The organism is Terriglobia bacterium (assembly GCA_020072645.1).
Classification (GTDB): domain Bacteria; phylum Acidobacteriota; class Terriglobia; order Terriglobales; family Acidobacteriaceae; genus Angelobacter.
In genome coordinates this window covers 1-25,682 of the sequence record JAIQGK010000017.1, presented here as the reverse complement: position 1 = coordinate 25,682, position 25,682 = coordinate 1, and the positions used below count along the sequence as shown (strand labels likewise).

At 54.9% G+C, this 25,682-nt stretch carries 25 protein-coding genes; 9 read left to right on the top strand and 16 right to left on the bottom strand.

The window, feature by feature from the left end; all coding sequences use genetic code 11:
• Nucleotides 1-34: 34 nt before the first annotated feature.
• Nucleotides 35-1,168, bottom strand: coding sequence for a deoxyguanosinetriphosphate triphosphohydrolase (locus LAO76_22505; protein ID MBZ5493700.1), 1,134 nt, complete (start codon nt 1,166-1,168; stop codon nt 35-37).
• Between the two features lie 278 nt (nt 1,169-1,446).
• On the opposite strand from LAO76_22505, the gene LAO76_22500 reads away from it, so the two are divergent.
• Both LAO76_22500 and LAO76_22495 read left to right on the top strand, forming a co-directional pair.
• Entirely contained in the window at nt 1,447-1,947 is a 501-nt protein-coding gene (locus tag LAO76_22500) for a hypothetical protein (GenBank protein ID MBZ5493699.1), read from the top strand.
• Nucleotides 1,948-1,974: 27 nt separating this feature from the next.
• Nucleotides 1,975-2,292 (top strand): peroxiredoxin family protein, encoded by a 318-nt coding sequence (locus tag LAO76_22495; protein MBZ5493698.1) that lies wholly within the window; start codon nt 1,975-1,977, stop codon nt 2,290-2,292.
• Between the two features lie 30 nt (nt 2,293-2,322).
• Here the strand turns inward: LAO76_22495 and LAO76_22490 are convergent, their stop codons facing one another.
• The 5 genes from LAO76_22490 to LAO76_22470 form a co-directional block, all read right to left on the bottom strand.
• Nucleotides 2,323-3,687 carry a ThiF family adenylyltransferase gene (locus tag LAO76_22490; GenBank protein ID MBZ5493697.1) on the bottom strand — a complete coding sequence of 455 codons (1,365 nt, stop codon included), beginning with the start codon at nt 3,685-3,687 and terminating at the stop codon, nt 2,323-2,325.
• Nucleotides 3,677-4,039 carry a hypothetical protein gene (locus LAO76_22485; protein ID MBZ5493696.1) on the bottom strand — a complete coding sequence of 121 codons (363 nt, stop codon included), beginning with the start codon at nt 4,037-4,039 and terminating at the stop codon, nt 3,677-3,679. Before LAO76_22485 ends, LAO76_22490 begins: the two co-directional genes overlap by 11 nt.
• Before the next feature lie 13 nt (nt 4,040-4,052).
• Nucleotides 4,053-4,301 (bottom strand): hypothetical protein, encoded by a 249-nt coding sequence (locus LAO76_22480; protein MBZ5493695.1) that lies wholly within the window; start codon nt 4,299-4,301, stop codon nt 4,053-4,055.
• An 82-nt stretch (nt 4,302-4,383) separates the two neighbouring features.
• A complete protein-coding gene (locus LAO76_22475; GenBank protein ID MBZ5493694.1) occupies nt 4,384-5,100 on the bottom strand; it encodes an ImmA/IrrE family metallo-endopeptidase in 717 nt (238 codons plus the stop codon).
• Between the two features lies 1 nt (nt 5,101).
• Nucleotides 5,102-5,401 carry a helix-turn-helix domain-containing protein gene (locus LAO76_22470; protein ID MBZ5493693.1) on the bottom strand — a complete coding sequence of 100 codons (300 nt, stop codon included), beginning with the start codon at nt 5,399-5,401 and terminating at the stop codon, nt 5,102-5,104.
• A 1,000-nt stretch (nt 5,402-6,401) separates the two neighbouring features.
• Here LAO76_22470 and LAO76_22465 point away from each other — a divergent pair.
• The 4 genes from LAO76_22465 (at nt 6,402) to LAO76_22450 (ending at nt 10,607) form a co-directional block, all read left to right on the top strand.
• The gene (locus tag LAO76_22465; protein MBZ5493692.1) at nt 6,402-7,103 is read left to right on the top strand and encodes a hypothetical protein; all 702 of its coding nucleotides are present in this window, start codon (nt 6,402-6,404) and stop codon (nt 7,101-7,103) included.
• Nucleotides 7,104-7,403: 300 nt separating this feature from the next.
• Complete coding sequence (gene pruA, locus LAO76_22460) at nt 7,404-9,050, top strand: L-glutamate gamma-semialdehyde dehydrogenase (protein ID MBZ5493691.1); 1,647 nt, start codon at nt 7,404-7,406, stop codon at nt 9,048-9,050.
• A 263-nt stretch (nt 9,051-9,313) separates the two neighbouring features.
• A complete protein-coding gene (locus LAO76_22455; GenBank protein ID MBZ5493690.1) occupies nt 9,314-9,946 on the top strand; it encodes a porin family protein in 633 nt (210 codons plus the stop codon).
• Between the two features lie 289 nt (nt 9,947-10,235).
• Nucleotides 10,236-10,607, top strand: a complete 372-nt coding sequence (locus LAO76_22450; protein MBZ5493689.1) for a response regulator — start codon at nt 10,236-10,238, stop codon at nt 10,605-10,607.
• Between the two features lie 285 nt (nt 10,608-10,892).
• Here the strand turns inward: LAO76_22450 and LAO76_22445 are convergent, their stop codons facing one another.
• From LAO76_22445 to LAO76_22415, 7 genes are all read right to left on the bottom strand, one after another.
• The gene (locus tag LAO76_22445; protein MBZ5493688.1) at nt 10,893-12,536 is read right to left on the bottom strand and encodes an ankyrin repeat domain-containing protein; all 1,644 of its coding nucleotides are present in this window, start codon (nt 12,534-12,536) and stop codon (nt 10,893-10,895) included.
• A 201-nt stretch (nt 12,537-12,737) separates the two neighbouring features.
• Complete coding sequence (locus tag LAO76_22440) at nt 12,738-13,385, bottom strand: dihydrofolate reductase family protein (protein ID MBZ5493687.1); 648 nt, start codon at nt 13,383-13,385, stop codon at nt 12,738-12,740.
• Nucleotides 13,386-13,709: 324 nt separating this feature from the next.
• Nucleotides 13,710-14,372, bottom strand: a complete 663-nt coding sequence (locus tag LAO76_22435) for a response regulator transcription factor (protein ID MBZ5493686.1) — start codon at nt 14,370-14,372, stop codon at nt 13,710-13,712.
• Nucleotides 14,373-14,741, bottom strand: a complete 369-nt coding sequence (locus LAO76_22430) for a PilZ domain-containing protein (protein ID MBZ5493685.1) — start codon at nt 14,739-14,741, stop codon at nt 14,373-14,375.
• Nucleotides 14,742-14,991: 250 nt separating this feature from the next.
• Entirely contained in the window at nt 14,992-15,207 is a 216-nt protein-coding gene (locus LAO76_22425) for a hypothetical protein (GenBank protein ID MBZ5493684.1), read from the bottom strand.
• The gene (locus LAO76_22420) at nt 15,204-15,608 is read right to left on the bottom strand and encodes a phage holin family protein (GenBank protein MBZ5493683.1); all 405 of its coding nucleotides are present in this window, start codon (nt 15,606-15,608) and stop codon (nt 15,204-15,206) included. The genes LAO76_22425 and LAO76_22420 overlap by 4 nt, the downstream gene beginning before the upstream one ends.
• A complete protein-coding gene (locus tag LAO76_22415) occupies nt 15,598-16,110 on the bottom strand; it encodes a hypothetical protein (protein ID MBZ5493682.1) in 513 nt (170 codons plus the stop codon). Before LAO76_22415 ends, LAO76_22420 begins: the two co-directional genes overlap by 11 nt.
• Before the next feature lie 380 nt (nt 16,111-16,490).
• On the opposite strand from LAO76_22415, the gene LAO76_22410 reads away from it, so the two are divergent.
• The gene (locus tag LAO76_22410; GenBank protein ID MBZ5493681.1) at nt 16,491-16,994 is read left to right on the top strand and encodes an energy transducer TonB; all 504 of its coding nucleotides are present in this window, start codon (nt 16,491-16,493) and stop codon (nt 16,992-16,994) included.
• Nucleotides 16,995-17,389: 395 nt separating this feature from the next.
• Here LAO76_22410 and LAO76_22405 read toward each other — a convergent pair whose 3' ends face one another.
• From LAO76_22405 to LAO76_22395, 3 genes are read right to left on the bottom strand one after another with little or no spacing between them, the layout of a single operon-like run.
• Nucleotides 17,390-18,244: a class I SAM-dependent methyltransferase gene (locus tag LAO76_22405; protein ID MBZ5493680.1), complete on the bottom strand. Its 855-nt coding sequence runs from the start codon at nt 18,242-18,244 to the stop codon at nt 17,390-17,392.
• Nucleotides 18,245-18,280: 36 nt separating this feature from the next.
• Nucleotides 18,281-20,029, bottom strand: coding sequence for a DUF2207 domain-containing protein (locus LAO76_22400; protein ID MBZ5493679.1), 1,749 nt, complete (start codon nt 20,027-20,029; stop codon nt 18,281-18,283).
• Between the two features lie 5 nt (nt 20,030-20,034).
• Nucleotides 20,035-20,589 carry a LemA family protein gene (locus LAO76_22395; GenBank protein MBZ5493678.1) on the bottom strand — a complete coding sequence of 185 codons (555 nt, stop codon included), beginning with the start codon at nt 20,587-20,589 and terminating at the stop codon, nt 20,035-20,037.
• A gap of 367 nt (nt 20,590-20,956) precedes the next feature.
• Here LAO76_22395 and LAO76_22390 point away from each other — a divergent pair, with 367 nt between their 5' ends.
• Both LAO76_22390 and LAO76_22385 read left to right on the top strand, forming a co-directional pair.
• Nucleotides 20,957-24,517 carry a TonB-dependent receptor gene (locus tag LAO76_22390; GenBank protein MBZ5493677.1) on the top strand — a complete coding sequence of 1,187 codons (3,561 nt, stop codon included), beginning with the start codon at nt 20,957-20,959 and terminating at the stop codon, nt 24,515-24,517.
• A gap of 143 nt (nt 24,518-24,660) precedes the next feature.
• Nucleotides 24,661-25,383: a tetratricopeptide repeat protein gene (locus LAO76_22385; GenBank protein MBZ5493676.1), complete on the top strand. Its 723-nt coding sequence runs from the start codon at nt 24,661-24,663 to the stop codon at nt 25,381-25,383.
• Nucleotides 25,384-25,682: the final 299 nt, after the last annotated feature.

Genomic DNA, 25,682 nt, shown 5'->3' with positions numbered 1-25,682 from the left:
CTTTAATAAGCGCGCGACTGAGAACTTGCGTTCTCTATACTCCAATCCGCTTCTTTGGCGCGCAAAACCGCCGATGCTGCTCAAAGATATAACTGTCCGTCATTCCCGCAACGTAATCGCAGACGATTCTGTGCAGCGGCTCGGTGCGTGTTTTCTCCTGGTAGCTGGCGGGCAGCTCGCGCGGAAATTTCATAAAGAAGGCAAACATTTCTGCTATCACCTTCTCCGCCTGCTGCTTGTCACGCTGCTGCGCCGGACTGTAATAAACGTTCGCGTAAAGAAAGTCTTTGATCTGCTTGCGCTCTTCGTCCACTTGCGGGCTGAAAGCAATCAGCCGCTCCGGATACTTCCGTACTGCCTCAACTGATTTAACGCCTGCTTCGCCAATCAGCTTCCGACTATTGATGATCAAGTCGCTCACAAGGCGGTCCAGCACGCGCTTGAGCGTCTCATTAAATAGCAGCTTCTCTGCGGCGGCGGGATAGCGCTGCTCAACTTCCGCATGCAGCCGCGCAAATAGCGGCACGTTCTGCCGCACCTGCTCGCGCGTGAGGATCTTTGCTTCAACGCCATCATCCAGATCGGCAGTTGAGTACGCAATCTCATCGGTAAAGTCGATCAACTGCGCTTCCAGCGGCGGACGCTCGTCCAGCAAATATTCCGCCAGCTCAGGAAAATCCGCAGCATCATAATCGCGAGAGTGCTTCACGATTCCCTCGCGCACCTCAAACGTCAGGTTCAGCCCGGGAAATTCCGCATAGCGATGCTCGAACTGCTCCACCGTGCGCAGCGCGTGCAGGTTGTGGTCAAACTGGTCGCCATATTCCTGCATGGCCGCATTCAACACGCGCTCGCCCGCATGGCCAAACGGGGGATGGCCCACGTCATGCACAAGGGCCAGCGCCTCGACAAGGTCTTCATTCAGTTGCAGCTCGGCGGCAATGGTGCGGGAAATCTGCGCGACCTCAATGGTGTGCGTGAGCCGGTTGCGAAAATGGTCAGAACGGCGGCCGGTAAAAACCTGCGTCTTGTTTTCCAGCCGGCGGAAAGCCCGCGAATGCACCACGCGGTCGCGGTCGCGCTGGAAGACGTTGCGGTAAGCATGGGCTTCTTCCGGATAGCGCCGTCCGCGGCTCTCTTCCGCCCGCAACGCGTAAGGGGCAAGCATAGAAAGAGTGTATCGCAGGCGAACCCATCTTTTGTCGCTCCGCCTCCGCCTCCGCGACGGCCTGCGGCACAAGAAACCTGTCATTGCTCCGCTTTACGGCACGACTAAAGTCATGCCCTGACACTTGCCCTTTTCGTGGATGCGCACTGGGGAGTGCCACCATAATTGTGTTTGTGTTTGCATAATCCGTGTGCGCCAACGGCAAATTTGTTAGACTGCCATCTCATATGACGCCAACAACTGATCTACCGCAACCATCGGCGCGCTAACGCAACTGGGTGCCATGGATCGCATTGCTGCTTGCCCTGGCTGCCCTGCTTTCCAATGCCGGATACTTCATGGGACTTCCCGGGCAGCGTGCCCTGCCGTGGCTGAGTGTGGCCCTGGCGATTGCCGCACTTATTTGCGCCGCCGTGGGAATGATGCGCGCTTTCCGCCAACCGCAGATTTATGGCGGCAAGGTTTCCAGTCCGATCCTCGGCGTGTTGTCACTGCTGATCTGCGGCCTGGTTGCGATTGCGTCTGTCACGTCGCGCGCTCTGCCATCATCGGCGGCAGCGCCGCAAGTGGGACAGAAAGTTCCCGACTTCACGCTGGCCGATACCAGCGGCAACAAAGTGTCGCTCGATCAGTTGCTGGGCAAGGCCGACGCCGCAACTTCGGCTTCTGCAAATTCGGCATCCGCAAGCAGAACAGTGGGGCAAGCTACTCCAGTTGCTCTGAGCACGTCAACGCCGCCCAAGGCGGTGCTGCTGGTCTTCTATCGTGGATACTGGTGACCATTCTGCAACCTCGAGTTACGAGGCATACAGAAAAACCTGAAAGAGTTTGAAGCTGCCGGTGTGCGTCCCGTGGCCATCAGCGTGGACACGCCGGAAGTATCGCGCAACCTGGCCGGCAAGGCCGGTTATACCTTCCCTATCCTGTCCGATCCCACGACTGAAACCATCCGCCGCTATAACCTGCTGCACAAAGGCGGCGGGCCTGAACACAGTGACATTGCGCGACCTGCAGAGTTCCTGGTGGATTCCTCCGGCACCGTGCGCTGGACGAACTTCACTGAAGATATCCGGGTCCGCGCCAAGGCTGACGAGATGCTGGCCGCGGCGAGGGGGATGAAGTAAAGGTGTTCCTTGTATGCCTGCGGCATTTCGCTAGTTCCAGATCGGGTCGCCGGCGTGAACTACATTGTTGCAATGATTGCATTTGTCATTTTTTTTGCCGGCCCACAGCTGCATTTCACCCGTGACGCCGTTATACACATAATATCTAGATCCGCTTGTTCCGCGGCGCCAACCAAGAAGCAATTGGAGAACCTCGGTTGCGGCATGTCCCGCTAGCAGCCCGTTGAAGGATGAAACGTAGGCATTTCGACTTCCGTGCTCGGATTGAGATTTCAAGTTGAGGTACGAACGATCAGCGCCACCGGCTTCCTTCTCCAATTTGCTTTTCGTAAGAAAGCCCGTGCACCAAAGACAGAAGTCGCCAGGAACGATGGTGAAAGCATTTCCCGGCAACGAGCTCAGCTCGGAAACACCAAGCATAGTGCCGAGAACGATCTTAAAGCCAATATCAATATATGGAATACCAAACCTTCCGCCAATTTCCAGCAAATCTGCGCGGGCTTGAAGGTTGTTAACGCATCCGACAATGACATCTGCTGTCTTAAGTGCGCAGACCGCGGTCGGCGATGTAATTTCGGCTGGAATCGCTTGAAATCTAGTAGATCGGTTCACCAAGAAACATTGACGCTTTGCAACTGACGTCTTCCTTGCGCCCCAAGTCAGATCAATAAACCACGGGCAATCGGTAGTGAGTCGGTTCTCAAAATCATAGGTTTGTGGATCTATACCGATGATGTTTCCTATTCCCCATGATGCAAGCTGCGTAACAATCTGGCTTCCCCCGCCGCTAAGACCAACAACGGCTACTTTCGCCTTACGCATAATTTTTCGATTTATGCGATTCTCTGCTAGAGGAACCCGCTGGAATTCCTCCCACTCCTCCCGCTTATAGGAATTACTCGCGAGAGTTTCAATATGCGACCCCAAAAAGCGCACTTCCACCTCTTCAATCGGGTGATTGAAGCCGGGACACCATACCAGACCAACTGCTGAATGGTCGCCGATTACTATTGAGCCGTGGTAGCGGCCCGGAACGAATGATTGAAAATATGGCAGCAGTTGAGATGCACTTTCGCGATCATCATTCGAGAGCGCGACGTGAGTACCGCCATGCCGGTGGAAAATAACCAAACCAAGTGAAGATTCGGCGCAAAGGTTCATCAGTTCGATGTTCCATCGTGCCGACCACCTAGCACCATGTCCAAGACTTGGTATGAATGCCGATTCCGGCGCATGCACTAACCGCTTCACCTGAATCAAAGCATATTGATTTGTACGATTCGCGCTCGCCAACGCAAAGACAACAGGCTCGTGATGAAGCCACGGGTCGTTGAGAATTTGGCGAATTCGTTGGGCCAAGTCGTACGGAATTCTCACTTGAGCTTTATTGGGCAAGGGCAAATCTCCTAAGTTTGGCCTGTACGAACTGCACAGCAGTGCTTCTGATCTGGTCCCAGTTCTGGATCGCGTAGGAATAAGTATTCCAAATCTCGCCACCAACCATTACTTGGCCCGTTGCTGGTTGATTGCCGGAGGCCAATCTTGGAACCTGCGCTAAGTAAAACTCGGGTTTGTCGGCGGCCGGATCAAGAACGACTAATGCCGCCGATCTCTGAGGAATGCAGCCGTCAGGAAAGTCCACGGTCGCGAGTCTTATCAGTTTGCGGTTCGCATCGTTGGCCACAACAGAGCCGTCAAATGCCTGCCGCAACTCGTCTTCGAAGCGTTGCATCGTGTCGGGGTTCAAAATGATTTTCTCCTTACGAAACGGTTCCGTTGGGGACGGCGATAAAATGTTCTCCGTTTTTGATCTCAATGACTTCGTCATCCCTCAGAGGAAGCGGCCGACCTTCACGCTTGATGGCCAAGGCAAAATCTGACTGTACGCCTGCCGCAAGCTTGATTTGAGCAACAGTCACTGTTTCGGAGGTGAACTCCACTTCGATCTCTTTTTGGTTTTCAATCTGCACAAAGATATGAATCGTTCGCAGTTTGGCTTCGCTGGACATAGCTTCAATGCTCCTGTTGTTATTATTAAATCCGCTTGCAAGACTAATCAGCTTGCAAGCGTAGTATTACTCCAAAAAAATATCATGTCAACAAGTATTTTTGCCGGTCGTCAGCGTTCAAAAAACCAAGCTTGGCCAGCCGGACCTTTGCAGCTAGTGTTGATACCTCAAACTTACGTGACACCACGGTGATCAGATCCTGCCCATGGTTCGAGTTCGTGGGCACTCCAGTAACACTCAGGCCTGCCGCCTTCAAGAATTCTGTGACCGAAAGCCGCAACGCCCCGATAGGCATTAGCAGTGCTCCTGAACAATACCCTGCTTGCCATTCCGCCCAGTCGTATTCGGCTGGGCTTTCCACCTGCTCTCGTTTGCACTGTTGCCTGACGACTTCCGCGCCCTCGAACAACCCAGGCGAACTAGCCTTGAGTTCAAACAGAGGTCCATGTAATTTGACATGCGCGAACTCGTGGGTCAGCGTGGTGCGGAATGGATTTGTAAAGCGTTCAGCAGATGATAACTTGGCACTAATTTTCACAAGCGGAGAGGTTCCCGGCTCGAATTCTGTCACACCCCACAATTCATTTCCGCTCTCGTCTTTCAAGTCAGCGTATTGATCAACCACCGCCACCTGTTCCAACAAATGAATCAAGTCATCAGTTGCGACGGGATATACAATCCTGCGATGACGAGAAAGCAGGAAGCTGGAAATAACTTGCTCACACTCGGCGTCAAGCTCGCCTTGTGAATAGTGGGGTCGTCGCTGAAATCTACCCGTCTTGTCAGGGACCGAATACATACTATTTTTTCCTGAATAGACTCATCGCCTTCTTCACATTCTCCTCGGTGAGTTTTTCCCGTACGTCCTCAGGGACAAATCCGGTGAGCACCACGATGTAGTCGGGATCGAGATCGAGGGCCTTCGCGAGACCTCTTGCCACGTGTTCGGAAGGTGTTCGTCGGTCAAATTCGATGTCATTAAAATACTGTGGCGTAATAGCCGTTCCATCTTCCTTCTTGACCTTGTCTGCCAGTTCACGCTGAGTGAACCCCTTACTTTTTCGCGCTTCTCGAATAATCTGTCCGAGGCTTTGAGCCATTCAGTTCACTCCATCCGCTAATCAGCTAATGTGCGTATTATATTACACCTTCTATTCGCCAATACAAAGCCGAATTTGCCGCCCCTACCGTTGCCGGGGCTCAATTTCTTTTTCACCATACCCCGCGCTTCGCCCGGGGCTACCATTGTTCGCGCTTTGCAGGCGCTTCGGGACATCGAGGTTCCGAGCTTGGTGAATCAGGTCGATGAGTTTGGGAAAACCTTCATGAAGTCAGGCAGAGGATCGCAGATTTTTCTGTTACAGCGGCCGGAAAGAATGCTAAAGTAAATTCGTCTTTTGTTTGTAGCGACTGATAACGATACTGTAAGGTAAAAACTCACAGCCGAGGGCGGCTGTGCCACATGTGCATCGTAGGCGCAGGCGAGGGTGCCCTTCGGTAGACTCTGCGGGCTAAAAAAAACACAGGCAAGAGTGCCTGTGCCACATGAAAAGACGAGGAGTCGCAGGCGAGGGCGCCTGCGGTCCACAAGTAGTCATAGGAGAGGGTGCCCCTTCGATAGGCTCAGGGCAGGCTCTGCGGTCCAGGAAAAGTCACAGGCGAGAGAGTGCCTGGCCACATAAGAGATTTGAAACAAAGGCACAGCCGAGGGCTTCTCTACCCAATCAAGCCAGAACCGGGCTTGATTGGAGCCCAGGCTGTGGTCCACAAGTTTAGTTTTTTGTTTTTCACCCGGCTTTGAGGCCGGGTTTTTGCATTTTGGGGTTGCGACCCTCTGCCTGATGTCTCAGCCGAAAGTGGGGACGAAATGGGGAGGAATAAGGTAAGCACATTTGTTTGCAACAAGGGCAAGTGGGGACACCTGGGGAGGAATGGCGTAAGTCCTTTAGAAATGGGGATGAGGGGAGGGGTAGGGGTATCCCGGCCATCCCCACTTTACGAAGAAGACCTGAAAATCGGCTGGACAGCGCAAGACTAAGGACGATGGCGACGGCAGCAGTGCAAAAGGGTAAAGACCCAACTTCAAGACGAGGTAAAACGATGAGCATGAGCCTGGACGCACTATTTAAGTTGGCAAAGGAGAGAGCAGCCGAAGAGGAAGCCAAGCCATTGGAGCAGAGGCGGAGAGAATACCGGGAAAAGCACGGTGTGCAATGGGAAAGCAGCGAAGAGGGCAAACTATGCGTGGAATTTTACCGCGCCTATACGGCTTACAAGGAATATCTGGAAGAGAATTTGCGCGATTGGCGGGAGGGCAATGACACTCCGCTGGAATTTGAAGAGCACCAGGCATTTGAAGTGATGGCGCGGACGATGGCCGAATATCAGAAGCATCGCAAGGAGAGGGACAAGAGAAACCTGGAAAAGGCCAAATTGGCAGCACGATGCACGCATCGGCGAGCGGGCGGGGAATACTGCGGGTCTCCGCGCATGAATGGCAGCAAGTACTGCTACGGGCATGACAGATTGCTGGCAGCGCGGACTCAAGACCTGGAACTGCCGCCGCTGGAAGACGCCAACGCGATTGTGCTGAGCCTGACCAAGGGGTTAAATGCAATGATGAAGGGCCAGATGGACCTGAAGTCGGCAGGAATGTTTTTTTACGGTATGCAGATTGTAGCCAGCGTGATGGGACGGGTGAGATTTGGCGAGCCGGAGCAACCGGAGGAGCCAGAGGAAGAAGACCCAGAGGAAGAGGACCCAGAAGAGGAAGAGGAAGAGGAAGAAGAGGATGAGCCGTGAGACCTGGTGGGAAGCGGGAAAAACCTTATCACTGAATAACACGGATGACACTGATCAGGAAAAGCAAAACCTTTTACCACAAAGGACACGAAGGAATACAAAGGAAGAGAAGATCGGGCGATCTGGTGATCGGAAAAAGTCAAAACCTTAACCGCAAAGGACACGAAGGAACGCAAAGGAAGACAGAGGAAAAGGCAGGGAGGTCGGGGAAACCCGGAAGGCACCGCAAACGATGTAAAATATAAGGTTCTGTCACATCATCCGCTCCCGCTATGGTGAGCGCAAAAAAGGAAATCATTTATGGCGACCCTGCTTGAGATCTCAAACCGCACGCTGCGCGTACCCACTACTCCGTTTAAAAACGAGCCGCTCACCGACTTTGGCAACGCGGAAAATGCCCGCAAGATGAAGGCCGCGATAACCAAGGTCCGCGCGGAGCTGGGACGCGAATATGACATGGTGATTGGCGAGAAGCTGATCAGGACCACGGAGAAGATCAAGAGCGTGAATCCGGCAAAGCCGAGTGAGATTGTTGGCGTCTTCCAGAGCGCGGGACGCGAGCATGTGGAGCCGGCGATCCAGGCTGCGCAGCAGGCGTTTGAGACGTGGAAACGCACGAGCGTGGAACAGCGCGCGTCATTGCTGCACACGGTGGCGGGCATACTGCGCGAGCGCAAATTTGAGTTTGCCGCGTGGATGGTGTTTGAAGTGGGCAAGAACTGGGCGGAAGCCGACGCCGACATTGCCGAGACAATTGACTTTGCGGAGTTCTACGCGCGCGAAGCGCTGCGGCTGGCCCAGGCCAAAACGCCCACGCAGTTGCCGGGCGAAGCTGACCGGCTGATCTACATTCCGCTGGGCGTGGCCGCGGTGATTCCGCCGTGGAATTTCCCGTGCGCGATTATGGCCGGCATGACCATGGCCGCGATTGTGACCGGAAACACCGTGGTGATGAAGCCCTCGCACGATTCTCCGGCGATTGCCGCGAAGTTCTTTGAAGTTTTGCAGGAAGCGGGCATGCCGGACGGCGTGGTGAATTTCTGTCCTGGATCAGGTTCCACGTTTGGCGCGGGGCTGGTGGAGCATCCGCTCACGCGCTTTGTGGCGTTTACCGGATCGAAAGAAGTGGGCCTCGACATTAACCAGCGCGCGGCCAAACCGCAGCCGGGACAGAAGTGGATCAAGCGCACCATCCTGGAAATGGGAGGCAAAGACTCAATCATTGTTGACGCCGATGCCAACCTGGACGCGGCCGTGGAAGGCGTGGCCCAGGCGGCCTTCGGCTTCCAGGGACAGAAATGCTCAGCCTGCTCGCGCGCCATCGTCGACGAAAAAATTTATGACGTGTTTCTGGAGCGCCTGAAAGACCGCGTTGCAAAAATCACAGTCGGCGATCCTACGGAGAACAAGCCGATGGGCCCCGTGGTGAGCGAGAAGGCGATGAAGAGCATTCTCAACTACATTGAAATTGGCAAAAAGGAAGGCCGTCTGATTCACGGCGGCGGCCGCGCGACGGACGCGGGCGATGGTTACTTTATCCAGCCCACGGTGATTGCCGATATCCCGCCGATGGCGCGCATTTCCCAGGAAGAAATTTTTGGGCCCGTGCTGGCCGTGATCAAGGCGCGCAATTTTGAAGACGCGCTGGCCATTGCCAATAACACTGAGTTCGGGCTCACGGGCGCGGTGTATAGCACGTCACGCGACAAGCTGGAGAAGGCGCGCACGGACTTCCACGTTGGCAACTTGTATTTCAACCGTAAATGCACCGGAGCCATGGTGGGCGCGCATCCGTTTGGCGGCTTCAACATGTCCGGCACGGACTCAAAGGCCGGCGGCCCGGATTATCTGTTGCTCTTTACCCAGGCAAAATCCGTGGCGGAAAAAATCGGCGATGCCGGACCGATCACGGACGACATGAATAAGAAGGGCGAGGAATCGCGCTAGTTTTGTCGGATCGAATAGACAGGCAAACCTCACCACGGATTTCACGGATCAGACGGGATAAAGCGTTTTGATCCGCGTCATCCGTGTTTATCTGTGGTAGGGTTTCCGTTTCCCGATCTTTGCGCTTCCTGCTTAGTTCTAAAGTGCTACTGCTCATCGCGTTAAGAATATTTAAGTTCGCTGCTTGCGCGAACCTCCGCGGTTCAACTGTGCGTCTTATCTAAAACAGAGCACAAAATTTCTGCAAGGAGAGTTAATACGCGATGAGGAGTAAGTCTGTCTTATCCCCAGTAGTATTCGCCGCATTCATCTTTTTGTTTATAGCGTCTGGCTTTGCCCAGGACTTTAAGTCTGAATTCAGCGTTCAGGGCACGGCGAACCTGCCCAAAAACTCCACCAACATTGATATCCCGCATGACGCAACCAAGAGCGGCGGCTTTCTTATTGGCTACCGCTACCACCTGAACTCATGGTTCGCCCTGCAGGGCGATTACGGTTACACCCGCGACACACAAAAGTATTTTGATCCGTTCTTTGGCGAGACAGATATTCAGACCAACATCCATCAGCTTACGGGCGAAGCCGTGATTAGCGCGCCTGCCAGCAGCAGAGTGCGGCCTTATGGGCTGGCCGGAATCGGCGGACTTTTCTTCCGTCCTACCGACTCTCTGAATAATAACTTCATCGGCATTGGCAATAGCAGCGGCAACAACCAGACCAAAGCGGCATTCGTATACGGCGGCGGAGTTGATTTCGATATCAGCAAATACCTGGCGCTGCGGGCGGAATATCGCGGCTACCTGTACAAGATCCCCGACTTCCAGCTCCCCGGCCTGGCCAGTGACAATTTCACCCACCTGGCCCAGCCGTCGGTCGGGCTGGTTTGGAGATTCTAAAGCCTGGAGGTTTAGGCTTAAGGTTCTAAGGGTCCGCGCGTCCGATTTCCGGCCAGAGTTCCTGCTTTAGGGCACTGGCCGGAAGTCCAGCTTCCTCGCCCCGAATAAGGAACTAAGGTTCCGGCGAAAGGCATGTTAAAAAGGACGACCCACGCAAGGGATTATTTGACTTAAGCAGCATCGCTGCTTGAGAATAGGGCCAGCTTTAGCTGCTATGTGCCGCAGCTATCATTTTTCCGAAGACGCGCCCGAATTCACCAAGCGCGTCAGCGTTAGGGATGTTTCCAAAATGGCCAGGATCCTTTGCGTCGACGATGAACCGCACGTAGTCACATTGAAGTGCGCCATCCTTGAATCTGCCGGACACACAGTCACCGCTTCCACATCGGCCCGCGACGCCATGGAAAAACTCCAGAGCAACACCTATGACGCCGTGGTAACAGACTGGCGTCTGGGCGATGCCAACGGTCGCGCCGTAGTGCAAGCCGCCAAAAATAACAGCAGCATGCCTGTGGTAGTTGTCTCGGGTTATGTGGCTGAAGCGTTTCAGGCCGCCGAGCCGCTGGCCGATTTGTATCTGGAAAAGCCGGTCAATCCTGAAGAGCTGGTGACGATCGTGAATGAGCTGCTCAAGAGCAGCGAACGCGCGACGTCGCACTAGTTCTGTCGCTTCGCTCCACACCGCTCGTGATCTTTTCCTTCGATCAAAATTGTATTGCTCCTGTTGCTAGCGGCTCGGGCGAATCGGCCCTCGCCGCTCATTCCGCGAATCAAAGCGAAACACGCAACTGGGCAAATCAGGCAATTGAAAGAAACATCCATCTTCGGGCCAGTGCGAATGTACTGTTTGCAACCCGCAAAATCAGGTTTTCAATTACCCAATTACAAAATTACTCAATTACCAAATCTTTTTTTTGATTCGTGTTCATTCGCGTGAATTCGCGGCTTAACTTCTATACGATTTCAGCAGCTCGTCCACGTCGTCGTAACCACATGGAAAATCCACTCCGCTGATCGAAGCTCCAGCCTTCAGCAGCGCCTCCACTGATTCAGGTGATCTCCTGTTCGTCCAGTAGGAGTCCACACAGGCTTTCACGGCAAGCATCAGCGGAGTTCGGCCTTTTGCATCTTGTGCGTTTACGTTTGCGCCGCGCTCAATCAGCAGTTTCACGGTTTTAGGCCATGCTTTCCATGCCGCAACATGCAGCGCCGTGCTGTTCTTCGCGATATCGAAATAAGGATCGCCGTCATAGAGCGCGTCCACTGTCACGCCAATATCGAGCAGGTTTTGAACGCCCTTGGTGTTTCCGTTTCCGGCAAACTCCGCCAGGAGCGCGCTGCCTTCAGCCAGAAGTTCGCGGATGGCCCCCAGTTCGCTGTACTTGGTAAATCTTGCAACGTTGGCCAGTTGTTGAAATTGTTCACGAAAGGCGCGCGCCCCCGCCATACCGCCTCTTGCCGCGCAGGCTCTTACAATCAGACTTTCCACGCCGTCATACGGCATTGGCATGGGAAACTCGCGGCGTGCGAATGTCCAGAGCACGTCGCTCCTGCCTCTTCGCGCTGCCATCGCAATACCTGTCTTTCCGTCTACTTCATTCTTCTGTGTTAGATCGGCTCCGTGGTCAAGCATCAAATCAATCAGCTCAATCCGGTTATCGCGCCGCAGCGCCTGATGCAGCGCCGTGTAATGCCAGCGCGTCATCCGGTTCGGATCGGCTCCGTGCTCCAGAAGATATTTCATTCCGTCGTAATCGTGCATGTCGGCTTTGCGCAGCAGCATGGTCGTTAAGCTGTCGGCGGTGAGCTTGCCACTTTCTACCAGCACATGCAACGCGGAGTTGTCATAGCTTTCCGGAGAGTGATAGGGCGTTTCCACGTCGTTGGGATCAGCGCCGCGCTCCAGCAGCAAGCGTGTAAGCCCCGCATGAACAGTTACTGCTGCCGCGCCATAAATCGCGCTTTCAAAGTCATGATATTCGTCCTTGCTCCAGAAGCCGCTATTCGGATCAGCCCCGGCATCGAGCAGCGCAGTGGCCGCACGCAGAAACGACTCTGACCGTGTTTTATCCAGCCGCAAATACTTTGAGAGACACAAATAGACCAGCGCGTCGCCGTCGTAAGGCGCTTCCTTCCTGGTGACGTTTCGCGGATCAGCGGCGATGAACCGCCTCACCGCCGCATCATCGCCCAGGATCGCTGCCACATGAATACTGCTATGCGCAATCTCCGGATGCGCTGCCAGGATCGCGTCCGCCGCATCCAGCGTTCCGTGCCAGATTGCCGCCTCGATAAAAGCGGCTACGGGATTCTTCAGCGCGGCAATCTCGCTGTTGATCACTTCAATGCGCTTGGCAAATTTTGGCCAGCTCTCAAACCCATGTTCGCGCGCGATCACCAATTGCGCGTCGGCCAATGCAAATTTGCTGATGTCAAATCCCGATTCTGCAAGCTTTTCAAAACGTGGATGATTTCTTTTAACCCGGCGAATCGTCTCCACATCCGCGGAGCGATAAGCTTTCAACAACTCTTTAGCTTGTTTTTTATACTGCTCCAGGCTGGGACGGGCGGGTAGCGGCTTAGGGTCCATCAACGACCTTCCTTTCATGGTTGCGCCTGTTGAATCCGCATGAATCAGGCTGAAAGAAAGTTCGCACTCTCAATTTTTGTTCAAGGTGGGCACGGCCCTTTCCGCGGACTGGATGCGCCCTCTAGCGCTGAAAGCCAGCGTAATGCGGAAAGACGCCTGAAGTCAATCTGATGTGCGATGTGTCGCATCCAAAGCGAGGCATCAAGTCTGTTTTTGCAGTAGAACGTGCATCGCATGCTCGGTGGAAACGTGTTTCGTGCATGCGTAGCCGAGCACCGCCAGGTCCATGCCGGTAAATAAGTTCTCGCCAGAGCCCATCAGAATCGGACAAAACGCGAGATGCAGTTCATCGATGAGCTTCGCCCGAAGATACTGCTGAATCGTCGCCACTCCGCCGCCGATCCGTATATCTTTGTCCTTTGCCGCATCCTTTGCGCGTTGCAGGGCGGCGTGGATTCCGTCGGTAACAAAGTGGAACGTTGTTCCGCCTTTCATCTCCAGTGCCTTCCTTGGATGGTGCGTCAGCACAAACGTGGGCACGTGATAAGGGGGCTCGTCGCCCCACCATCCTTTCCACGACTCGTCCGGCCAGGGGCCGCGCACAGGTCCAAACATGTTCCGTCCCAGAATCCACGCGCCGACGTTCTCCATGCCGCGCCGCGCCCACTCATCATCAACGCCAGTTGAGCCTCCTTCCAGCCCGTGCATCTGCTTAAACGTGCGCGTAGAGAAAAACCACTCAAACAACTCAGGACCGCGGATTCCCAGGGGATTCTCAAGACTCTGGTTCGCACCGGCGGAGTAACCATCAAGCGACACAGAAAATGCGCTGACCCGAACTTTTGACATGTATTTCACTATAAGTGCGAACAGTACAGGCGTCAAAAATCAGAGGGTAGTGTCTCAGTTTGACCAGGTGTTAGACGATTGTGGACCGCAGCCGCCCCCGGCTGCGCTGAAGAACGTTTGGGAACGCAGGCGAGAGCGCCTGCGATCTACATTGTTTTTATACGATCAAAGACCGAGTGTTTCCTTCACTGCGACACTACCAAATCAGAGGGATCTGTCCGGCAACAGCTTCTTTCCGCCTGGATACAATCGGAGAACCCTATTCACAAAAGAAAAACGGCCGAGTAGCTTCTCGGCCGCTTCAGTTTTCTTGGATTATGGAACTTATCGCGCCGCGGGTGTCGCCGTTGCCGCCACTGACGTCGCTGCCGCTTCCGCCAATATACGATGGTGAATCGTAAACAGCGCAAGCTCCAGCCGGTCAGAAACGCCGATCTTGTCATAGACGTTGCGCAGATAATTCTTGATCACTTGCTCGGTCGTTCCAAGTTGCGTGGCGATTTCCTTGTTCTTGTATCCCTGCACAATCAGCGCAACAATCTTCAGCTCTTTTGCTGTCAGCCGGTCGCGGACGCGCGCGCCCACCAGGTCATTCTCGGCGGTCTCTTTGCTTTCCTGCGTGTCCTGCACCCAGGTTTCGCCTTTGCTCACCTTGCGCACGCACTGGACGAGCGATTCGCCGCTCACGTTGCGGTAGATCACGCCGTGGACGCCGTTGGTCAGGTAGTGCCGTGAATCCTGTCCGGTTTCGGCAATCGCCACCAGCTTGGTCTTGAATTTTCTTGCCATCTCCACCACGGTGGGCAGGCTGGGATGTGTGTCAACGCCAAAGATCATGACCGTTGCATGAAACTTCTCCAGCGCCATCATCATTTTTTCGGTGTTTTCCGCCTGCGCCACAATGCGCAAATCGTCTTCCACGGCCAATACCTTGGCCGCGCCCGTGCGGAAGATTGCCTGGTTGTCAGCCAAAATGATCTTCAGCATTTACTTGGCCCCTTTGCTCTTGCGGATAAATTTGTACTGGTCAATCACGCAAGCAACGCCGCTCTTGGATTTCTTTTTCTTGGTGGTGGAATTTGAATTCGCGCCGGCTGCGGCGGCCGCGCTCGCGTCCTTGCGCACCACGCGCCCCGTGCAGTGGACTTCCACGTCCCCGGGCGTTCCCAGCACATTGGCCGGCAAGGTTATGTCAAACTCAATGTTGGAGCCAATGGCCAGATCGAGATCGGCCATAATATAGACGCCTGCGGCGCTCATGTTTCCGGTGGTGGCGCCTTCATCGCCGCCCTTGCCGTGGATCTTGATCGGCAGTTCCAGCGGAAATCGTTTCCCTGTTCTAGCCTCTTCTGACATTCACTACACTCCTCAGCAAACGCCCCTTGCCTGGGGAATCAGGGCATTTTTAAACGATGGAAAGTTGACGAATCAGGTTTATACCACGAAAAAGCAAAGCAGAGTAGATGGTGTTCAACTTAGATGGCCAGAAAAGCCCAATAAAGACGCTATAAAGTAAACGGCTGCCGGACGTGAGTCGCCCTGCAGCCATCAAATCGAGCAAAAACCTTAACGCCGCGTCTGGAAAGGGCCAGACAGCGGCCAAAGCCTAGTCGCGGGTAAAAACGCCCGTCACGGTATAGCCCACGGCCAACCCAATCACCGCCATTGCGCCACAAATGGTCCCCAAGTGGTTTCTTACGTTGCGTTTAACGTCCAGCCGCTCATGCACGCTTTCTCGCAGCTCCTGCACAGAGTTGTGCAGCTGGCGGCGTTCGTCGGCCGCGCGTTTCTCCAGTACTTCTACGGGAATTCCTTCAGTCATGCTGTCCTCGCTTCATTCTGGATCCAGACCTGGTCCTGTTGCAGCACCTTCAGCGTGCGGGTTGGGGCCAGTTTGGTGGCCTTAATTTCGGAATAGGCAAACCAGCCCGCTATTGCGCCCACTATCGCATAAACCAGCGCCACAATCAGGCTGGCCCAAAGCCACGCGTACGCGCTGGGGGCAAAAAACGCTTGCAGCAGCGCGACCAAAGCAAAGGTAAAGACCCCCCACGCGGAAATCAGGAATAACGCGGCCACTATCGCCAGCGGAATAACAGCCTTTAACCGGCTGATCTTTTCATCCATCTCCGCCTTCAGCATGTTCACGCGCGTGGCGACAAACTGCTTCAGCTCTTCCTTGGTCTCAGACAGGATGGTTGCAATTGATTTCTCAGTATGCACGTCTCGCCCTCCCAATTCTCAGTGCTATTCCGACCAATAAGCCTGCTGCTCCAGCCGCCAGCGCCGTTTGCACCGGATACTCCCGCACCGTCTGGTTGGCTCTCAGCCGCGCGCGATAGTAGTTCGTCCTCGCCTGCCGTCCCAATTCCACTGACTTATCTCGAGCCTGGATGCCGAGTTCCGTCGCTTTGTCCTGCGCCGCATGTGCAATTTCCTGCACACGGGCGGCAGCCGTCCGGCGCATTTCTTCCGTCCGGACCTTGGCGTTCTCTGCCAGATTCGTCACGCGATCATAAATCCCATGCTGCGCCAGGTTTTCCACGTTTTCTTTGGTTTGCCGCAGAATCAGGGCAATCCTTCCGGCGGCGGCGCCCAGTTCGGCGGCGCGCTCTTCCAGAGAAGATCTCTCAACGCTCTTGGTGTCAAGCAGTCGATCTGGAGGCGTTGAGGGATAGGTGTCAAAATTGGGGATGTCTGAGCTGTTGTGCATGCTCTCGGCCATAGTAGTTCCTCTGGGTTACTAGGATGTCGGATTTGGCCCGCGTGTTTGCAGGGGATTGCAAGGATTCGAGAGCTGCCGGAGCCACTCTGCAGCCCCCGACCGTAGGATAAAAAGACGAAATTCCCCGCTCGCGGCGGTACTTGCGGTGACAGGAAAAAAAAGCCAATGCCGCTATCGGTCTCTTGTATAGAAGTCTTTTATGATGATGAAATGAAAGGCTTGGCGGCAGGATGCTAAATCAAGATCAGATACTCGTTCCTCGCAATCCCGTCCCCCGGGTGTCTGTCTTTTCGCTGTCGGTTCTGGCGCATTGTATGGTCTTGGCGGTTCTTGTTGTACGGCACGCAACAGCGCCCCACATCGTGCCAAATAAATACGAAATGGTCCAAACCGTCTCCGGAGCAGCTCAGGTGGCGTATGCGCCTCCACCAAAAGGTGCACCACGTCCTAGCCCATTTCACCAGCCACACAGCAAAAAGAAGCAGCGCGTGCAGCAGACTGACGTTGCGGGAGATGCTGCGGGTGTGGAGATTATCCGGGCCCACGCCAAACAGGCAACTGCCGGGTTGATGATGGGTATCAAGCAGCGTCTTACCTTTGGGTTCTCTACCATTAACTATCAACTTGCAGTTCAGACTTCGGGAGTGATTCCAACCATTTCGGCTGACGATCTTCCGCCGCGTTTTGAACAATATTTGATCGTGGAAGTCACCATCAATATCGATGGCCGTGTGGCTGATGCGCGGCTCACTTCTGGAATGGCGCCGCCAAAAATTCAGCAAACCCTGCTCTCGGCCATTCGCGAATTCAAGTACATCCCCGCCAAGCGCGATGGCTCACCCATACCATGCCAGATTGATCTGGTCATCCACATCCCGAGCTGACGTGGCTTTAAGGCACCCAACACGATAACGGCATTTTCGCATTGAGTGCCTGGTTTGCTCGTTCATGTTCTCCCCCCTCGATACGCCCATCCTGAGGACGAGCCTCTGTTTGCTACAAGCTTCCATGAAGTTTCCGCGAGGACGAAGGATTCGGCTCCGCTAGATCTGGGGTATCGAATCTGCTGATACCGCGAGCATGGAGTCAGTATGGCCCTGAAGAGCAGCGGAGCAGACCCTTCGCCTGCGCCCTTCAAGAATTGAAGGCAGACGAAGCAATGTCGGCTCGGCTCAGGGTGGCATCTCGTGAAGGGTAGATTGATCGCCCCGGTGAAGCCTTCAGAGCCAGCACGGTAAAGCTAACCGATATAACGGCGTTGTTGAATAAGCTCGCCAGATCAGAGCCACGCGCTAACGATATTCGCCGAGCGGCCCAGAAGGTTCAATCCATCTGTACGATTGGCGAAATAACGGGCATTCAATTCCCTGGCATCCAGATTTTCCACGCGCTTAAATTGCGCCAGCTCTATCTTGATCTCTTCCGGCGTAAAGAACAGTTGAAAGGGCTCTCCTATGCTTTGAACGCGAGCAGAGAGCGCATCGCGAGCTTCCAATTCATGCGGCGCCAGCGCCTGCCGAGGCAAGGCATAGTCGAAAATCACGCCGCTGCCCTCAGGGAAACGTGCAATGACATCAAGAGTCGTTCGAAAAGCTGGATGAGTAAGATACGGCACCACCCCAAGCCATGCGAAGACAGTAGGAGCCGCAAAATCCAGACCACAGGTTATCAGTTGCTGAGCGAGGCCCTGACGCTCGAAATCCACAGGTACATAGTGCAGGCAGGAGGGCTCCTGCAATCCACTTGACAGTGCTAGCTCGCGCTTCCACTGTTGTGTGGCAGGGTGGTCAACCTCAAAGACTTGAAGACCCGGATGTAGATTTCGATAGGCGAATGTGTCTAGACCTGCTCCCAGCAGAACATATTGGCGAACGCCATGGTGGACGGCCTGCGCGAGACTATCTTCAGCCAATCGGTTGCGCGCGACCAACCAAGCGCGCATTGACACTGAAAAGGTCTCATGGATGGACGCAGCTGCCTCTTCCAGTGCGGGACGGTAGCGTTCACCCAGAATCGGGACAGCGATTGGATCGTCCAATACGAGCGGACGGGCATCATAAAGTTGATGCGACGCTCTGCGAATGGCAACACCGAGAGCAGTACGGGATGGTTTGGCGAGTCCTTGAACACTCATCATCGCGATAGACTCTCCCCAATGTCAGCGGCTGCCTTAAAACGCTCCGCCACCACCGCCGCCAAACCCGCCGCCGGAAAAGCCGCCTCCACCACCACCGCCACTCCAGCCTGAGCCGCTGGAACTGGCGCGCGGAGCAGAGACAAATGTCGAACTGGCAGTAGTCGCCATGGAGCCCAGGCTGTTGACGAAGTAGTAGGTGCTGAAGCTCGGGCTGGGACCATATCCCTGATACCACGTCGGCGGGTTCTGGATGATGCCTTCAAAAGCCTTGGCCCAGCGATGTTCCACGCCCAGCGCCATGGCATAGGGCAGAAATTTTTCAAACGTGTCCGGCGGCATGCGCTTCAGCCGGTCAGAATCCACGCGATTCATAAATTCCTGGAAGCCCTTGATCTGTACTTGCGTCCGCGCCCCCTTCAGGCTCGTCGCCGTAAGCTGTTTGCCGATAATAAGGATGATCCCCACGGCAATCAGGCCGCAGCCAATGGCCATCGGCACGGAATTCAGAAAATCGGCGCCGCCCATGACTTGGAGCGCGGCATATGGCAGCGCCACCAGCAGGAATCCAAGCCCCAGATAGCCTGCGGCTGAGTTCGGATCAACCGTGTACATGCCCTTGGCTTTCAGCGCGCTCATGATTTCGCCCTTGATCATGGGCAGGGCGGTATAGAAATGATTGCGCAGGCTGGAAAGCAGCGTGACCTCGCCGCCGGTAAAAACCTGCTGCAGCATCGCCCGCTCGTAGTCCGTTAGGCCTTTCCATTCGCCGGGCCCCTTCAGCAGGTGGAACTCGTAATCTTTGGTCGTCGAGAGAAAGCCTTTGTGCTGCGTCTCCACGATCTTCACGTAACCGCGCACGGCCATATCCACCAAGACAGAAGTTATGTCGCGTGGGTCCACGCTGCCGTCAATCAGCGTGCCTACTTCTGCGGGCCCCATCTGTTCCGGCGGCTCATACATGGGCGCCACGGACATTCCCGGATCAGGATCGCGGCCTTTCATCCACCACATGGGAAACATCACGGCAAACGCCCAGAGCGGCAAAGTAAGCACCGGATTGCTGCGCACAAACCTGAAGAACCGCGCGACCGCGCTGGGCTGGTGCAACACGCCTTTTTCAATGTAGATATCGGCCGTCAGTCCGCCACGCATGGGCAGAGGATCTCTGGCTTCAACCGTTGCGCTGGATGCCATGATGGAAGCAGAAGCATGCTCTGAAGATCCGTAAATGCCCTCAAAGGCCTGCGCCCGCAGCTTGCCGCTTGCCTCGGCCGGAAAGTAAATCGTCGCCGAAGCCTGTTGAATCGGCACCGGCCAGTCATTGCCGGTCACGTTCCAGTAAAACTCGTCGTGGTCTTCAAAAAATCTCGTCCCGTTGGCCACGGAATACTCGATGTTCACCGTGCGCGTCGCGTCCACTGCTCCCGGCACAAAAACCTTTAAGTGGAGAAAGCCATTGCTGGTCTTCTTCTCGACTTTTAGTTTGTCGCCGTTGTCATCCGTGACCGACAACACCTTCACGAATAGCGTGTAATTCGAGCCGCCAGGGCCGGGATAGTCCACGGGAAGGTCGCGATAAATTCCCTGGTAAATGCCGGAGAAGACGAAAGTGATCTGCTCTTCCACGCGCGCCGATCCATCTTCCTCGACGTGAATTGTGCTGTTGAATTTTGCAATGTGATAGTTGCGCGCCCACGCCGGCAGGCTGAAAGCCAGCAACAGCACAGCCAGGACTTGTGCAGCAGAGAAAACCCGTCTTCCGGAATGACCAGTGAATTTCACTTGGCTTAAAACTTTACGGCCACATTTTCGCGATCGGCGGGCGTTTCCATTTCAAAGAACTGCCGCGCATGGAAGCCGAACATCCCCGCGATGATATTGGTCGGAAACGATTGCACGCGGGTGTTGAAGTCGCGCACCACTGCGTTGTAGTAGCGCCGCGCGTTCTGGATGTTGTCTTCAATTGAATTAAGCGAACTTTGCAACCCCGTGAACTGTTCAGAAGCTTTCAGCTCAGGATAATTTTCTGCCACGGCAAATAGGCTCTTAAGCGCGCCGGAAAGCTGGCCTTCCGCCTGCGCCTTGTCCGCCGGCGTTGTGGCTTGCATGGCCTGGGAACGAAATTTGGCTATGTTCTCGAATGTCCCTTTTTCATGCGCGGCGTAGCCTTTTACGGTCTCCACCAGGTTTGGGATCAGGTCATGGCGGCGCTTCAGTTGCACGTCAATATCTGACCATGCTGAATCCGCGCGAACGCGCAGCTGAACCAGGCTGTTGTACATTCCGGCCAGAATGAAGATCGCGCCCAGCACCAGTATCCCGATCACAATCAGTGGCATCATTGTTTGCTCCTGGTAATAAGTCCTCTGTAAAGAATTGTTGAAGCGGAAGTTATCACACCGAATCATCGCTGCGCAAATCGCTGGCTGGTAATAAACCGGAGCTCCGGATTATGGGATTTCGTAGGATTCCGGAGCTCTGGCTATGAGTTTCGATATCTTGATAAGATGTTTTCCGTCCTGGGGGCGGCGTTCGTCCCTTGTTTCTTTGCGGTTACGAGTTTTTGAATATGGCATCGCTCATGCTTTGCAGAACGCGTACATGATTGTTGAAGACCATTATCCCTTTGATCGTTTCGCATGTACTCCCTGCGCTTCGTTATCCCCCTGGCCCGTCACAGTTCGAGCCATAACAGTGAAGGAGGAAAGAATGAGAAGTTCAAGGTTCTGGTTTGCTTTTATCCTATGTATTAGTTTGACAACTTTTGCGCCGCTGCCTGCGGGCGCACAATCCACCGTAGCCACCGGAAGCATTCAGGGCACGGTCACAGATCCAAACGGCGCCGTTGTTCCCGGCGCGTCTGTCACCATCACCAACAAAGGGACAGGCCAATCCAGCAAATTCACCAGTTCGTCCAGCGGCACATATGCCTCGGGCGCGCTGATACCCGGTCAATATGAAGTTAAGATCGAAGCCAAGGGGTTCCAGACACAGGCCATCAGTGTGCCGGTGCAGGTTGGCAACATAACTCCCGGCAACGCCAAATTGACACTGGGGCAATCAACCGAAGTGGTGGAAGTAACTGGCTCCGCTGTTGCCGTGAACACGGAACAGGCGACTGTTCAGGGCGTACTTACCACTGAGCAGATTGAGAATCTCCCCATCAATGGCCGCAACTTCCTTGATCTGGCGCAGCTCGAACCGGGCGTGCAGATTCAGGATGGCGGCAGCTTTGATCCCACCAAGAACGGATTTTCTTCCATCTCTTTCGGAGGCCGTTTTGGCCGCACGGCCCGCATTGAAGTGGACGGCATCGATATTTCGGATGAAACTGTCGGCACCACAACCCAGAATTTGCCTGCAGGCGCGATCCAGGAGTTTCAAGTCAGCCAGTCATCTCTTGATCTCTCCACCGAGCTGACGTCTTCAGGCGCAGTCAATGTTGTGACTCGTTCTGGTTCGAATAAGTGGCACGGGCAGGCCTTCTACCTGTTTCGCGATGATAGTATTGCCGCCCGCATAGCTCCCACCCAGATTCCGTTTCAACGCAACAATTTCGGAGGAGAACTGGGCGGCCCCATCTTGAAAGACAGGCTGTTCTTCTTTGTGGACGCCGAGCGGTTGAAACAGGACCAGACCCAGCCTGTGACGAATGGGGCGCCTTTTGGCGTGAATGACGGCGGTTTTGCCGGGCCGTTCCGTGACACCAACGGCGTGGCCAAACTCGATTGGCGCATAGGAGACAACATCCACGCCTTTTACAGATTCTCTTACGAACAGAACCACGACATCACGGGCTTCATCCCGAACAGTTTTTCGCCGTTTGATAACGTCAACAATACTCCCGTCCACGCGGCCGGACTGGATTTCAATACCGGAGCCTTTACCCACTCAATTCGTTTTGGCTATACCAAGTTCCGCAACGGCATCACGGACGCAACTGCGGGCGTATTCAATCCCGCTCCGGCGGTCGCCATTTCGATTGGATCAGACGCGACCTGTTTGAATGGCGGAGACGCTTTCTGTTCCGGATCCAACCCGCTTGCCCCGCAAAAGACCTATCAACAGAACATTCAAACCAAGTACGACGGAAGCAGAACGGTACGTTCGCATGTGCTGCGCTACGGATTTGGCTATAACCACATTCAGGGCGGCGGCTTTGCCAGTTTCTTCGGTCTGGCGCCCACGGTGAACTCCGATCCCACTGCATTCAATCCCGGAGCAGCTCCGTTTGGCGGGGGTGCCAGCAACCCCCTGAATTACCCGGCCCTGCTCGTAATTATGGGCAACGGCCTGGGGTTCTCGTCGGAAAAGCCGGCATTTGGCTTGCCCGGAGGCGGATTAGGACCGGACAACCGGATCCAGTTGTACGGCGGCGATTCGTGGAAGATCAAGCCAAACCTGACCGTTAACTTCGGCCTGCGCTATGTACATGACACCGGTCGTACTGACAGCGATCTTGCGCCGATACCTTGTTCCCAACTTGATCCCGCCCTGGCCGCTCCTTTGGCGGCTGCCGGTACACCTTGCAATGGCAACATCCTGGATCTGTATGGTCCCGGGTTAGGTAACAGAATCCGCACTCCTGGACACAATTTCAGTCCCACGGCCGGCTTTGTGTGGGACCCGACCGGCAGCGGCAAGACAGTCATCCGCGCCGGAGCCGGTATTTATTTTGAAAACTCCATCTTCAACAACAACCTGTTTAACCGGCCCCCGCATCTGGCGCAAGGACTCTTCTTCGGTACGGCGGTTCCGTGCGCTGGTGGGGCACCGACTGGCTTCACCCTGCCGGGCGGAGGGGTGATCCCGGCTAACCTTGATCCTGCCATTCTCTGCGGTCAGCCGATTGGGAGCGTGGCAGCACAACTCGGTCAATTACAGGCGCTCTACCAGACGGCAAGCAAAGCTGTAGGAGCATCCAGCAACCCGTCATTCATCGGCAATACGCTGGCGGAGGGTGTCAACATAACCGGCAACAACATGTTCGCCCCAAATTATCAAACGCCGCGCTCCCTTCAAATGAACTTCGGTTTTGAGCGGCAACTCGGCAAAGGTGTGGTATGGAATGCCGACTATATCCGAAACGTAGGGACCCACAGCCTGCTCGCGATTGACGTAAACCATGTGGGCGACGTACGGTTCTTCAATAAGAACATCGCAAATTCGGCAATTTCAGCTACTAATGCTTCTTTCGGTTGCGGTGCTTCAACGTCTGCTGTTGCAACAAACTGTGCCATAGCAGCCGGGGCCACCATCGCCGATTATGCCGGCAATGGGCTGACCTCCGGCGCCGACCTGTGCAGTGGCGGTCCTTGCCCGGGAGCGGCGTTTGCTGGCCAAAACCCGAATCTCGGCGTGAACCAGATGCTGTTCCCTGGTGGCCGTTCGGTTTACAACGCGTTTCAGACTTCTCTTCGCGCCAACGTCCGTAATCCTTTTACCGGCGTTAAGGGACTGAACTGGATCGTTTCTTACGCCTTGTCCCGCTATCTGGGCTCCGCGTTGGACTCGGACTTTATCAATCCCGCGATTGACAACAACCATCCAACCCAGTCCCTTGGCCCGAATGGGCTGGACCGTACTCACCAGTTCTCGTTCGGTGGCACAGTTGATCTGCCGGGTTCGTTCCGGTTCGGCAGCGTCGGCCATATCTATAGTCCACTGGCAACCAACCTGTTCCTGCCGGGTGCCGGAGCGGGTGGTATTTTCATCAGCGACGTCACCGGCGATGGCTCGGGCGACGGCAGCGGCGTTTACGGTCCCACGGGTGATCTTGTACCCGGCACCAAGCTGGGCGCGTATGGCCGCAGTATCAAGGGCAAGGACTTGACCAGCTTTATCCAGAACTTCAACAGCAACGTGGCCGGCTCGGCTACTCCCGCTGGGCAAGTACTCATCCAGAATGGCCTGTTCTCACTGGCGCAGCTTCAACAGTTGGGCGGCGTTATTCAGCCACTCGATGTTCCCACTGGCCCCGTGCAAAGCCTGGGCTGGCTCAAGACCATCGATCTTAGCCTGGCTTATCCTCGCAAAATCGGTGAAAACTTCACCATTGAACCCAGCGTCGCTGTGTTCAATGCCTTCAACATATCCAACTTCGATGGCTCGGCGAAAAATAGCCTGAATGGCTTCCTGAACACCGGCGCCGGTTCAGTCAATGATTCCACCCAAGCTGATCACAACCGGTTCCGCACTCTGCCGGGCACCGGAGTGTTCAACTTAGGTTCGCCGCGTGTCATTGAATTTGGCATGAAGCTGAAGTTCTAGCTTCAGTCCCGGTTTTGTTCATTTTCCGCCGCTGTGTTCGCAAGAGCACAGCGGTTTTTCGTTCTACCCTCAGATAGACCGGGCACATGGAATCTGGAACCACGATGCACATACAATCGTAAGCAATGCGGAACACACGTTTATTGGCTCTCATACTCTTGGTGGCGACTTCAGGTTCCGTCCTGTTCGCCCAGGAAAGCTCCAGCACCACCACACGCGCCATGCAGCCAGCTCAAGCCGCGCAGCCCAGTCCCACACCTGAAGTCCACAAGCGGCGCGCCATCCCTGAAGTCGAAGACGCCATGGCCAAAGGCGAAGACCTGCTTTTTAAAAAGCACGACGCCCGCGCCAGCCTCGACGAATTTAAGCGCGCCGCCAAGCTCGATCCCTGGTATGGACAGGCTTACATGCTGCAGGGCTTGGCGCAAATGCAGCTGCAGCAGTGGAGTGACGCGCAGTGGGCTTTTGAAGAAGCAGCAAAAGTCGAGCCCGGAAATGCCAAGGCCTACCTGGGCGCGGGCTCCGCATTAAACGAGCAGAAAAATTATCTGGAAGCCCAGAAGGCGTTGCAGCATAGCCTGGAAATCCGTCCGGACTCAGCCGAAGCGCATTATGAGCTGGCGCGCAGCTTGTGGGGACTGGGCAAATGGCAGGCTGCGGAACCGCACGTGCGCCAGGCCATCGCGCTGAACAAAGACTACGCCGGGCCGCACGCGCTGATGGGCAATATCTATCTGCAACAAGAAGATGCAGAAGCGGCGCTGGCGGAATTTCAGGAATATCTGCGGCTTGATCCTGATGGAAGCCTTGCGCCTTCAGTCAAAGAAATTATTGCCCAAATCAAAAAAGCCCTTGGCAGAGGATGACTGATCTCCCCTCCGCCAATTTTTCATCTTCTGTCTCAAGAACCTTCGCATTAGCGCAGCGTATAAATGTTCCCGGAGAAATCATCGCTATAGCATCTCCTGAGTTACTGTATCCACTACGCACGTCGCGGTAAGCGATCCTCTCATCTCCGCGACGCGTCATCCTGTCTATAACAACGACGGCGATGTCAAGGGCAAACGAAGGCGTCGACGCCCTCGGGTTAGGAGAAGCGCCATTTCGCTCTCGATGAAATTCTTCCAACTATTCACGAAACCAAGACCCGTACTCTTTCATAATC

Excerpts from the sequence above, each read along its gene's own strand:
- LAO76_22505 (MBZ5493700.1), bottom strand. The coding sequence starts at position 1,168 with ATGCTTGCCCCTTACGCGTTGCGGGCGGAAGAGAGCCGCGGACGGCGC.
- LAO76_22480 (MBZ5493695.1), bottom strand. The coding sequence starts at position 4,301 with ATGTCCAGCGAAGCCAAACTGCGAACGATTCATATCTTTGTGCAGATT.
- LAO76_22475 (MBZ5493694.1), bottom strand. The coding sequence starts at position 5,100 with ATGTATTCGGTCCCTGACAAGACGGGTAGATTTCAGCGACGACCCCAC.
- LAO76_22470 (MBZ5493693.1), bottom strand. The coding sequence starts at position 5,401 with ATGGCTCAAAGCCTCGGACAGATTATTCGAGAAGCGCGAAAAAGTAAG.
- LAO76_22465 (MBZ5493692.1), top strand. The coding sequence starts at position 6,402 with ATGAGCATGAGCCTGGACGCACTATTTAAGTTGGCAAAGGAGAGAGCA.
- pruA (MBZ5493691.1), top strand. The coding sequence starts at position 7,404 with ATGGCGACCCTGCTTGAGATCTCAAACCGCACGCTGCGCGTACCCACT.
- LAO76_22455 (MBZ5493690.1), top strand. The coding sequence starts at position 9,314 with ATGAGGAGTAAGTCTGTCTTATCCCCAGTAGTATTCGCCGCATTCATC.
- LAO76_22450 (MBZ5493689.1), top strand. The coding sequence starts at position 10,236 with ATGGCCAGGATCCTTTGCGTCGACGATGAACCGCACGTAGTCACATTG.
- LAO76_22445 (MBZ5493688.1), bottom strand. The coding sequence starts at position 12,536 with ATGGACCCTAAGCCGCTACCCGCCCGTCCCAGCCTGGAGCAGTATAAA.
- LAO76_22440 (MBZ5493687.1), bottom strand. The coding sequence starts at position 13,385 with ATGTCAAAAGTTCGGGTCAGCGCATTTTCTGTGTCGCTTGATGGTTAC.
- LAO76_22435 (MBZ5493686.1), bottom strand. The coding sequence starts at position 14,372 with ATGCTGAAGATCATTTTGGCTGACAACCAGGCAATCTTCCGCACGGGC.
- LAO76_22430 (MBZ5493685.1), bottom strand. The coding sequence starts at position 14,741 with ATGTCAGAAGAGGCTAGAACAGGGAAACGATTTCCGCTGGAACTGCCG.
- LAO76_22425 (MBZ5493684.1), bottom strand. The coding sequence starts at position 15,207 with ATGACTGAAGGAATTCCCGTAGAAGTACTGGAGAAACGCGCGGCCGAC.
- LAO76_22415 (MBZ5493682.1), bottom strand. The coding sequence starts at position 16,110 with ATGGCCGAGAGCATGCACAACAGCTCAGACATCCCCAATTTTGACACC.
- LAO76_22410 (MBZ5493681.1), top strand. The coding sequence starts at position 16,491 with ATGGTCCAAACCGTCTCCGGAGCAGCTCAGGTGGCGTATGCGCCTCCA.
- LAO76_22405 (MBZ5493680.1), bottom strand. The coding sequence starts at position 18,244 with ATGAGTGTTCAAGGACTCGCCAAACCATCCCGTACTGCTCTCGGTGTT.
- LAO76_22395 (MBZ5493678.1), bottom strand. The coding sequence starts at position 20,589 with ATGATGCCACTGATTGTGATCGGGATACTGGTGCTGGGCGCGATCTTC.
- LAO76_22390 (MBZ5493677.1), top strand. The coding sequence starts at position 20,957 with ATGAGAAGTTCAAGGTTCTGGTTTGCTTTTATCCTATGTATTAGTTTG.